The following is a 6,295-nucleotide window of genomic DNA, read 5'->3' on the forward strand; positions in this document are numbered from 1 at the left end:
GCCGACCACCATGACCGGCACCTCTTCCGGCACGGCGCGCAGGAAGGCGGCGAGATCTTCCTCGTCGGCCGGCTGGAACAGCGCCTCCGCCAGGCCGCCGGCGCGGAACCAGGTGATCTTGTCCATCTCGGCGTTCGGCGTGATGCGGCCGCGCAGGCCCGAAAGCTTGTCGCCGAGCTTGTCGATGAGATCCTGGCCGCGCATCATGAGGGCGTCCCGCCAAGTTCCTTGGGCAGCGCGTAAGCCCATTGCGTTATGTTGCCGGCGCCGAGGAAGACGACGAAATCGCCGGGCTTGGCGAGCTCGCGAATGGCTGGGGCGATCGCCGCCGGGCCATCGATATAGCGCGCGTCGCGATGGCCGCCAGAACGGATGCGCGCAACCAGCGCATCCGAGGTCACGCCTTCGATAGGCTCCTCGCCTGCCGCATAGACCGGCGCGACCATCACCGTATCCGCGTCGTTGAAGCAGACGGAGAATTCGTTGAACAGATCGTGCAGCCTGGTGAAGCGATGCGGTTGCGCGATGGCAATCACGCGCCCTTTGGTGGCGCTGCGCGCAGCCTTCAGCACTGCCGCGATCTCCACCGGATGATGGCCGTAATCGTCGAACACCTCGACACCGTTCCACGAGCCGGTGTGTGTGAAGCGCCGCTTGACGCCGGCGAAGGACGACAGACCTTTCTTGATCGCGTCATCCGACAGGCCGAGCTCGTGCGCGACCGCGATCGCCGCCGTCGCGTTGGAGACGTTGTGCTTGCCGGGCATAGGCAGGCGCAGGCCGGTTATCGTCGCGGTGCCGCGCCCCTTGCGGTCGCGGATCAAGACGTCGAACTCCGAGATCGCGCCCAGCATGCGATGGTTGGTGAAGCGAACATCGGCCTGCGCGTTCTCGCCATAGGTGATGACGCGGCGGTCCTCGATGCGGCCGACCAGCGCCTGCACCTCCGGATGATCGGTGCACATCACGCCGAAGCCGTAGAACGGCACGTTCTCGACGAACTGGCGGAAGGCCTCGCGCACCTTGTCGAAGCTGCCATAATGGTCGAGATGCTCAGGATCGATATTGGTGACGACGGCGATGTCGGCCGGCAGTTTCAGGAAGGTGCCGTCGCTCTCATCCGCCTCGACCACCATCCACTCGCCGTCGCCCATGCGCGCATTGGTGCCGTAGGCGTTGATGATGCCGCCGTTGATGACGGTCGGATCGAGCCCGCCGGCCTCGAGCAGCGTCGCCACCATCGAGGTGGTCGTCGTCTTGCCATGCGTGCCGCCGATGGCGACCGCCTGGCGAAAGCGCATCAATTCGGCCAGCATCTCGGCCCGGCGCACGATCGGAAGCAACTTCTCCCGCGCAGCCCTCAGTTCCGGGTTGGATTTCTTGATCGCGGTCGAAACGACGACGACTTCGGCATCGCCGAGATTCTCGGCCTTGTGGCCGACGAAGCATTCGATGCCCTTGTCGCGCAACCGCTGCACATTGGCGCCGTCGGCCTGGTCGGAACCCTGCACCTTATAGCCGAGATTGTGCAGCACCTCGGCGATGCCACTCATGCCGATGCCGCCGATGCCGATGAAATGCACAAGGCCGATCGTCTGCGGCATCTTCATGCGCGCGTCCTCCTATAGTCCGAAACCGTTTTGCCGGACGCAATAGCCTCTGTCAGATCGGCGAGCAACCGCGCCGCGTTCGGTTTCCCGGCCGAACGGGCTGCGGCGGCCATGGCCGCCAGCCGGTCCGGGTCCTGCATCAGCCCGCCGATCAGCTGCGCAATCCGTTCGGCCGACAGCGTCGACTGCGGATGGAGCTCGGCGCCGCCGGCTGCGGCAAGGGCCGCGGCATTCGCCGCCTGATCGTGGTCGAGCGCGTGCGGATAAGGAACCAGCAGCGCCGGCCGGCCGATGACCGCGATCTCCGAAACCGTGGAGGCGCCGGAGCGCGACATCACCAGATGCGCCGCCGCCATGCGCGCCGCCATGTCGGTAAAGAAGGGCGAGACCTGGACGTCGACGCCGAGCTCGGCATAAGCCGCCTTCACCCGCGCCACATCCTCCGCGCGCGCCTGCTGCGTGATCACCAGGCGCTTGCGCAGGTCTTGCGGCAACAGCGCGACCGCCGCCGGAACCGCATCGGAAAAGAACTGCGCGCCCTGGCTGCCGCCGAACACCAGCAGGCGGAACGGCTCGCCTTCGTTCGATGCCGCATAGGGCGTCTTCGCTGCCTCGAGCACCTGCGGCCTCACCGGATTGCCGGTGGTCACCGTCTTTGCGCCGTCGGCGCTCGCGCCTTCCGGCAGGAAGCCGCCGGCAATCGCGTCGACGCGGCCGACAAGCGCCTTGTTGGCACGACCCATGACGGCGTTCTGCTCGTGGATCAGCGTCGGCACCTTGCGCCTTGTCGCCGCATAGAGCGGCGGCAGCGTCGGATAGCCGCCGAAGCCGACGACCGCCTCCGGCTTGATCCGGGCGATGATCCGGCTTGCTTCGCGCACGCCCTGCCAGATCTTCCAGAACGCCGAGACCACGGCGACCGGATTTTTCGAGCCCAGCGTCGCCGACGGGACCGCATGGATGTCGGCGGCGGGAAACTGTCCGGAATAGCGCTCGGCGCGCCGGTCGGTGGCAAGATGCACCTTCCAGCCGCGTTCGATCAGCTCATGCGCGAGCGCCTCGGCCGGAAACAGGTGTCCGCCCGTTCCGCCGGCTGCAAGCAGGATGACTCCCTTCGCCATCCCGCCTCATTCCGCCGGGATTGCGCGCTGCGCGAGGACGAAGCCCATCTGCTTGCGCTTTTCCGGACGCTTGCGCGTCAATGCCAGCACCATGCCCATCGAGACGGCGATGGCGATCTGCGAGGAGCCGCCATAGGAGATGAAGGGCAGCGTCATGCCCTTGGCGGGCATCAGCTGCAGGTTGACGCACATGTTGATTGCCGACTGCAAGCCGAAGATGGTGACGAGACCGCCCACCGCGTAGCGGGTGAAATCGTCATGCTCCTTGAGCGCGATGCTCAGGCCGCGCAGCACGATGAAGGCGAAGATCGACATGATGAAGAAGCACATGATCAGGCCGAATTCCTCGCCCGCGACCGAGAACACGAAGTCGGTATGAGCATCCGGAACAATGCGCTTGACGGTTCCCTCACCCGGCCCAACGCCGAACCAGCTGCCGTTAATCAGCGCCTCGCGGCCCATATCGACCTGAAACGTATCGCCCTCGCCGGTCAGGAACTTGTTGATGCGCAAGGCAACGTGCGGGAACACCGTATAAGCGGCGAACAGGCCACTCGCACCGGTGATGCCGAGGGCTATGATCCACAGCCACGGCAGGCCGGCCATGAAGAACATAACGCCCCAGGTGCCGGTGACCAGCATGGTCTGGCCAAGATCGGGCTGGGCGACCAGAAGAGAAACCACGAGGACCAGAAGCAGGAGGGCGAACAGATTGCCGGGGATGTCGAGCTGGCGCTTATGCTCGGCAAACAGCCAGGCGCAGATGATGACGAAGGCCGGCTTCAGGAACTCGGACGGCTGGATGGACAGGCCGGCCAGCGACACCCAACGCCGCGCGCCCTTCACCTCGACACCGACGTAGAGCACTGCCACCATCAGCACCAGCATGACACAGATCAGCACCAGCGACATGCGCCTTATCTGCCTCGCCTGCAGGAAGGAGACCGCCAGCATCACGGCGAGCGCCGGGATGGTGAAGATGATCTGCCTGGTGGCGAAGTGAAAGCTGCTGAGGCCGATGCGTTCGGCCACCGCTGGGCTGGCGGCAAAGGACAACACGATACCCAGTCCCATCAGCGACAGGAACGCCGCCAGGAACCAGCGATCGATGGTCCACCACCAGGTGGCGACAGGACTTTTGTCGAGACGGCTTTGCATCAAAGTGGCCCTCCGATGGGTTTGACACCATCAATAGCAGTCGCAGCTTGCCTGAAGGCTTCGCCGCGAACTTCGAAATTCTTGAACTGGTCGAAACTGGCGCAGGCCGGCGAAAGCAGCACCACGGCCTCGCCGCCGGCGTCGCTCGCCGCGTCATGGGCGGCATGCTCGACCGCCGCCGCCAGCGTTCCCGATATCTCGTAGGGCACGGCTTCGCCGAGCGTCGCCGCGAAGGCGGGCGCCGCCTCGCCGATCAGATAGGCCTTGGCGATGCGCGGGAAGAAGCCGCGCAACGGCTCGATGCCGCCTTCCTTGGGCAGGCCGCCGGCAATCCAGTAGATGCGGCTGGGGAAGCTTGACAGCGCGGGAGCAGCCGCGTCGGCATTGGTCGCCTTGGAATCGTTGACGAACAGCACATGGCCCTTGCGGCCGACCTGTTCCATGCGGTGCGCCAGCCCGGGAAAGCTTTCGAGCCCTGCCTGGATTTCGCCGAGCTCGAGCCCGACCTTGAGGCAGGCAACGACGGCGGCCAGCGCATTCTGCGCATTATGCTGGCCACGCAGCGAGCCGATGCCCTCGAGGAAGGCGACGCGGCTGTAGCGGCCATGCACGGCTTCCATCAGATTGGTGCCGTCGGCGAAATAGCCGTCGGTCAAAGGCAGGCGCTTGGAAATGCGGGTGACCTGCCGCCCTGCCCGCTCCAGCCGGTCGGCGATCTGGGCGCCCCAGGAATCGTCGACGCCGACGATCGCGGTGTCTGAGCCGGCGACCAGCCTTTCCTTGATCGAGGCGTAATGCGCCATCGTGCCGTGCCGGTCGAGATGATCGGGCGTCAGGTTGAGCAGGATGCCGGCGGTGGGGTTGATCGAGGGCGCGAGGTCGATCTGGTAGGAGGAGCACTCCACCACATAGTGCCGCTTCGGTTCGGGCGGATCGAGCGTCATGATGGCGCGGCCGATATTACCGCCCATCTGCGTGTCGCGTCCCGCCGACTTCAATATATGCGCCGTCAGCGCCGTCGTCGTCGATTTGCCGTTGGTGCCGGTGATCGCGATGAAGGGTGCCGCCGGCGCGCGGGCGATGCGCTCGCGGCAGAACAGCTCGATATCGCCGATCACCTCGACGCCGGCGCCGCGCGCCAGCTCCACCGTCCAATGCGGCTTCGGATGCGTCAGCGGCACCCCTGGCGACAGCACGAAGGCGGCGAAGCGCGGCCAATCGGCGGCGCGCAGATCGCCCGTCGCGATGCCCGCGGCCGCTGCCTTGGCGACACTTTCAGGATTGTCGTCCCAGGCCAGCACCTCGGCACCGCCCGCGATCAGCGCATGCGCGGTGGCAATCCCCGAGCCGCCGAGCCCGAAGAGCGAAACGCGTTTGCCTGAGAAGGAAGCGGCGGGGATCAAGCGGGCTGGTCCTATCTGAGCTTGAGGGTGGAGAGGCCGACCAGCGCCAGGATGACGGCGATGATCCAGAAGCGGATCACCACCTGGCTTTCGGTCCAGCCGAGCTTTTCGAAATGGTGATGGATCGGCGCCATCAGGAAGACGCGCTTGCCGGTCATCTTGAAATAGCCGACCTGGATGATGACCGAGAAGATCTCGACCACGAACAGGCCGCCGACAATGACCAGCACGATCTCGTGCTTGGTGGCGACGGCGATGGTGCCGATCAGGCCGCCCATCGCCAGCGAGCCGGTGTCGCCCATGAAGATCGCGGCCGGCGGGGCATTGAACCAGAGGAAGCCGAGGCCGGCGCCGATCACCGCGCCGAGCACGACGGCGAGCTCGCCGGTGCCGGGAACGAAATGGATCTGAAGATATTCGGCGAAGACCGCGTTGCCCGAGAGATAGGCGATGACGCCGAAAGACGCCGCCGCGATCATGATCGGCACGATCGCCAGGCCGTCGAGACCGTCGGTCAGATTGACCGCATTGCCGGCGCCGACGATGACGAAGCAGGAGAACGGCACGAAGAACCAGCCGAGGTTGATCAGGAACTCCTTGGCGAAAGGGAAGGTCAGGGACGACGAGAAAGGCGCCTGGCCATTATGCATGATCACCCAGGCGGCGATGGCCGCGATGACGAATTCGATCGCCAGCCTCGCCTTGCCGGAGAAGCCCAGATGCGACTGCTTGGTGACCTTGAGATAGTCGTCGTAGAAGCCGATCGAGCCGAAGCCGACGGTGACCAGCAGCACAACCCAGACATAGATCGAGGATAGATTCGCCCATAAGAGCGACGAGCCGATGATGCCGGACAGGGTCATCAGCCCGCCCATGGTCGGTGTTCCAGCCTTCTTGAAATGCGTCTGCGGGCCGTCGGCGCGGATCGGCTGGCCCTTGCCTTGCCGCAGGCGCAGCGAATTGATGATCGTCGGCCCGAAGATGAAGACGATCAGCGCCGAGG

5 protein-coding genes and 1 pseudogene are annotated in these 6,295 nt (G+C 65.4%); all 6 read right to left on the minus strand.

What is annotated here, in order from left to right; all coding sequences use genetic code 11:
* Positions 1-207: pseudogene (locus EOA24_RS24110) on the minus strand (UDP-N-acetylenolpyruvoylglucosamine reductase); the annotation flags it as partial.
* The gene (gene murC, locus EOA24_RS24115) at positions 204-1,610 is read right to left on the minus strand and encodes a UDP-N-acetylmuramate--L-alanine ligase (RefSeq protein ID WP_126081997.1); all 1,407 of its coding nucleotides are present in this window, start codon (positions 1,608-1,610) and stop codon (positions 204-206) included. The gene murC and the pseudogene EOA24_RS24110, both read right to left, overlap by 4 nt.
* Positions 1,607-2,731 (minus strand): undecaprenyldiphospho-muramoylpentapeptide beta-N-acetylglucosaminyltransferase, encoded by a 1,125-nt coding sequence (gene murG, locus EOA24_RS24120; protein ID WP_127410134.1) that lies wholly within the window; start codon positions 2,729-2,731, stop codon positions 1,607-1,609. Before murG ends, murC begins: the two co-directional genes overlap by 4 nt.
* Before the next feature lie 6 nt (positions 2,732-2,737).
* Positions 2,738-3,889, minus strand: coding sequence for a putative lipid II flippase FtsW (ftsW, locus tag EOA24_RS24125; protein WP_126081995.1), 1,152 nt, complete (start codon positions 3,887-3,889; stop codon positions 2,738-2,740).
* Positions 3,889-5,292: a UDP-N-acetylmuramoyl-L-alanine--D-glutamate ligase gene (gene murD, locus EOA24_RS24130; protein ID WP_126081994.1), complete on the minus strand. Its 1,404-nt coding sequence runs from the start codon at positions 5,290-5,292 to the stop codon at positions 3,889-3,891. Before murD ends, ftsW begins: the two co-directional genes overlap by 1 nt.
* A gap of 11 nt (positions 5,293-5,303) precedes the next feature.
* Positions 5,304-6,295: phospho-N-acetylmuramoyl-pentapeptide-transferase (gene mraY / locus EOA24_RS24135; RefSeq protein ID WP_245501845.1), on the minus strand; the 992-nt coding region annotated here is incomplete at its 5' end.

It is taken from the genome of Mesorhizobium sp. M2A.F.Ca.ET.039.01.1.1 (assembly GCF_003998035.1).
Taxonomy (GTDB): domain Bacteria; phylum Pseudomonadota; class Alphaproteobacteria; order Rhizobiales; family Rhizobiaceae; genus Mesorhizobium.